Annotated in this window: 1 protein-coding gene; it reads left to right on the plus strand. The window is 33.4% G+C overall.

All coding sequences use genetic code 11. The features are described from left to right. Positions 1 to 166: 166 nt before the first annotated feature. Positions 167 to 3367, plus strand: a complete 3201-nt coding sequence (locus NG821_RS12355; RefSeq protein ID WP_252761964.1) for a SusC/RagA family TonB-linked outer membrane protein — start codon at positions 167 to 169, stop codon at positions 3365 to 3367. Positions 3368 to 3449: the final 82 nt, after the last annotated feature.

Consider the following 3449-nt stretch of genomic DNA (forward strand, 5'->3'; position numbering starts at 1 on the left):
TACCTTTGCCTTAAAACTTGGTTCAAACTTACTTCTTCTTCCCATTTCTGTTCCTTTCTTACTTAGTGCAAAGATAAACAATATTCTTTAACTTTAGCACCTGTACTAAAATTGGGGAGTATTATAGTATTATAGTTCGTTTTTAGTTGTTAATGCCCAAAAAAGCATGACTTATACTACTCCAGTGACACTGCATGTAAAAGATATTGCTATAGATGAATTATTTATAGACATACATAATCAAACTAATCTTAACTTTATTTACAATCATAAAGATTTTCAATCATTTGATAAAATTAATTTGGATGTAGATCAAGTAAATGTACAAGATGTAATGCATCAGTTATTTGACGATAAAGGTTTTCAATTCAAAATAGTTCAAAATTCTATTATTATCGAAAAAAATCATTTACGATTGCATGGCATCATATATGATGCCAAGACAAGGGATCCTATAATTGGAGCTACGGTAAGAATAAAGGGGGAAAGAACTGGTGTTGTAACTAATATTAATGGAGAATTTTATTTGGATTTAATATCAGGAAATACAATAGTAATTTCTAGTCTTGGATATGATATTATGGAAAAGACAATAGGAAAAGATAATAGTAAGTCAAAAAACTTTTTCCTAGTACCTAATGCTCAAAATTTGAATGAGGTAGTTGTCACCGGGATCTTTAATAAACCTCGTGCAAGTTATACTGGGGCCGCTACAAGTTTTAGTAAGAAAGAATTGGAAGTTTCAGGTAACCGAAGTTTGATTTCTTCTTTGCGTAATTTGGACCCTAGTTTCAGTATTGCAGATAATATTACAACAGGTTCTGATCCTAACAGTTTGCCTTCGATTACACTACGAGGAACGTCTAGCCTACCAACGGATGTTAAGGATTTGCAAGTAAGTACAGATAATCAAAGAACTGCAAATCAACCCTTATTTATATTAGATGGTTTTGAAATTTCTCTTTCACGTTTTATGGATATGGATGAAAGCCAGATCGAAAGCATTACTTTATTAAAAGATGCTAATGCTACAGCAATGTATGGGTCGAAAGGATCCAATGGTGTTGTCGTAATTACAAGCAAACGTATTGCTCCTGGAAAATTAAGAATTAGCTATAAAGGGACTTTGGATGTAGAAGCCCCAGACTTATCGTCTTATAATTTGATGAATTCAACAGAAAAATTAGAGTATGAAAAAGTTGCGGGACTATATGAATCAAGCAATGCAATCTATGATCAAGAACTTAAGGACCTTTATAATCAGCGCAAAATAAATGTGGAAAGAGGAGTTAATACTTATTGGTTAAAATATCCAATAAGAACAGGTATAGGGTCGCGGCATTACATCTCAGCTGAAGGAGGGGATGAAAATCTACGTTATGACGCAGATTTAAGTTATAATGATGTTGAAGGTGCCTTAAAAGGTTCTCAACGAAAAGTATTAGATGGCAGTATGTCATTACTTTATAAATACAAAAATATTTCTTTCCAAAATCGCTTGGAAGTCACCAATACGAAATCCTCTAATTCTCCTTATGGATCATTTAGCGATTATTGTGCGTTGAATCCTTACTATACCCCTTATGATAATAACGGAAACCTAAACAAAATACTTGAGGATTATTTCTATCAAAGTCTCCAAAGTACGAATAAGGTATACAATCCTTTATTTAATGCTTATCTGCCGAGCAAGAATACGAGTAGCTACACAGATATTACTAATAATTGTGCTATAGAGTGGTATATTATTCCTGAACTGTTCCTTAGAGGTCAATTTTCGTTTACAAAAGAATTTACTAGGTCTGATATATATATTCCGGCTGATAATACTATGTTTGACAGTTATACGGGTGATGATTATTCACGTAAAGGGCGTTATACATATAATCCTGGAGAGTCAATGCAATATAATGGTCGTTTAACTTTAAATTATACGAAAGATTTTGGTAAACACCAATTATTCGGAGGTTTTGGATTGACTATAGATCAATCTAAATCAGAATCTTATACTATAATTGGGGAAGGCTTATCCATTGATAAAATGGATTTCATCGGAATGTCTAAACAATATATGGAAGGAACTACACCCACTGGAACTGAATCAATTTCACGTGATTTTGGTCTATTATGCAATTTACAATATACATATAACCAACAGTATTTTATTGATCTTAATGGAAAATATGATGGATCTTCACAATTTGGATCTAATAATCATTTTGCTCCATTTTGGTCAACGGGAATCGGTTGGAATATTCATAATGAAAAATTCATGAAAAAATACAAATGGATTGATATTGCTCGGCTCAGGACTTCTTATGGAATAACGGGATCTCAAAATTTCGCTTCTTATTTAGGTATGCGAACATATCAAATATATAGTGGGCAAAGTACTCAAAATTGGTATGGTGTATATTTATTAGCTTATGGTAATCCTGATTTAAAATGGCAAACTACTTCACAATTGAATTTAGGGTTTGATTTAGAATTGGTTAAACACAGATTGGTGGTTAATTTCGATTGGTATAATAAGTTGACTCATGACTTATTAGCAGATGTTAACCTTCCTTTATCCAGTGGATTTTCAAGTTATAAGGACAATATTGGAACAGTAAGAAATAAAGGATATGAAGTTTCCTTTTCCGCTCAAATTATCCGCGACCTCCGCAATAATTTTTATTGGACAGTTGGTTTAAAAGCAGCACGTAATATAAATAAAATTGAGAAAATTTCAAATTCTTTGCAAAAATTAAATGATGAACTGACTAGTGAGGATTCATATAATCCTAGTTTTTTGTACAAGGAAGGTCAATCACTGAATACCATTTATGCAGTACGTTCCAAAGGTATTGACCCGAGTACTGGGAAAGAAATTTATATTACATCGGATGGTACTGAAACATTTATATGGAATGCAAAGGATGAAGTGCCCTGCGGTGTTGCCGAACCGAAGATTCAAGGCAATATTAATACGAATGTACGTTGGAAAGGTTTTTCTCTAAATGTGATTTGTGGCTTTCGTTTGGGAGGATATGCTTACAATAGCACTCTGGCTAATAAAGTAGAAAATATTAATCCCTATGATAACGCAGATCGACGGGCGCTATATGATCGATGGAAAAAGCCAGGTGATCTTGTAAAATTTAAAAGCGTAACGGATTTTACACCAACTTATGCTACGTCTAGATTTGTCTTTAAAGACAACACATTCTATGGCTCATCATTAAACTTAGGGTACGAATTTCCACAGGAATGGATAAAGAAGCATTTATCAGTCAGCTATCTGGCAATTAATGGCTATATGGAAGATTTGTTTTGGTTATCTATACTATACCCCAATTTTAGACAATGTTTAACTTTTATTTAAATAATATACTCATCCACGGAGAGCGCGCATAGCGGCAAGAGGCGTCGTGTAACGCCTCGGCGAGCGTCACGCTGCAGATTGA

Origin of the sequence: Segatella cerevisiae (assembly GCF_024054555.1) — a bacterium.
Taxonomy (GTDB): Bacteria; Bacteroidota; Bacteroidia; order Bacteroidales; family Bacteroidaceae; genus Prevotella; species Prevotella cerevisiae.

Coding starts and splice junctions, on each gene's coding strand:
- NG821_RS12355 (WP_252761964.1), top strand. CDS start 167: ATGACTTATACTACTCCAGTGACACTGCATGTAAAAGATATTGCTATA.